Here is a 234-nt window from a genome sequence, read left to right as displayed (position 1 = left end):
CTCCTTGCGCGCCGCGAGCAGCCCCGCAACGCTGGCCGCCGACGCGGGCTCGACGAACACGCCCTCGGTCGCGGCGACGAGCCGGTAAGCCTCGAGGATCTCCTCGTCGGTGGCCGCGCGGGTGCCCGCGTCCAGCGCCAACCTCGGTCCCGGATTCGATTCGCTCGGTATGGCATTGGGCATCTACGACGAGATCGAGGTGCGCACCACGAGCACCGGTCTCACCATCCGGGT

General features: G+C 70.5%; 2 pseudogenes. One reads left to right on the top strand and one right to left on the bottom strand.

The features are described 5' to 3' along the window. Nucleotides 1-120: pseudogene (locus tag GV790_RS30350) on the bottom strand (pyridoxal-phosphate dependent enzyme); the annotation flags it as partial. Here GV790_RS30350 and GV790_RS31575 point away from each other — a divergent pair. Continuing rightward, nucleotides 98-234, top strand: a pseudogene (locus GV790_RS31575) (homoserine kinase); the annotation flags it as partial. The pseudogenes GV790_RS30350 and GV790_RS31575 overlap by 23 nt on opposite strands.

Origin of the sequence: Nocardia cyriacigeorgica, from assembly GCF_010858045.1 — a bacterium.
Lineage (GTDB): Bacteria > Actinomycetota > Actinomycetes > Mycobacteriales > Mycobacteriaceae > Nocardia > Nocardia cyriacigeorgica_E.
Note: the sequence above shows the minus strand (reverse complement) of the source record. Positions and strands in the feature narration are given on the sequence as shown.